We start from the raw sequence: 392 nt of genomic DNA on the forward strand, positions 1-392 counted from the left end.
CCAGCGGCAAGCCCCTGATGGGCATCTGCCTGGGCCACCAGATGCTGGCCATCGCGCTGGGCGCCAAGACGGTGAAGATGGAACAGGGCCACCACGGCGCCAACCATCCGGTCAAGGACCTGACCACCGGCAAGGTCGAGATCGTGTCGATGAACCACGGCTTCACCGTCGATCGCGACAGCCTGCCCGCCGCCGTGACCGAAACCCACGTCAGCCTGTTCGACGGCACCAACTGCGGCATCGCGGTCAAGGACAAGCCGATCTTCAGCGTCCAGCACCACCCCGAGGCCTCGCCGGGCCCGCGCGACAGCCACTACCTGTTCGAGCGCTTCGTCGCCCTGATGAAGGCCGGCAAGCCCGAGACCCTGGTCACCCGCGCCGACTGATCCCGC

1 protein-coding gene is annotated in these 392 nt (G+C 67.6%); it reads left to right on the plus strand.

The features are described 5' to 3' along the window. Window positions 1-386: gamma-glutamyl-gamma-aminobutyrate hydrolase family protein (locus CVH10_RS18040; RefSeq protein WP_181244476.1), on the plus strand; the 386-nt coding region annotated here is incomplete at its 5' end. Window positions 387-392 lie beyond the last annotated feature (6 nt).

Source organism: Halomonas sp. ND22Bw (assembly GCF_003011945.1).
GTDB lineage: Bacteria > Pseudomonadota > Gammaproteobacteria > Pseudomonadales > Halomonadaceae > Halomonas > Halomonas halophila.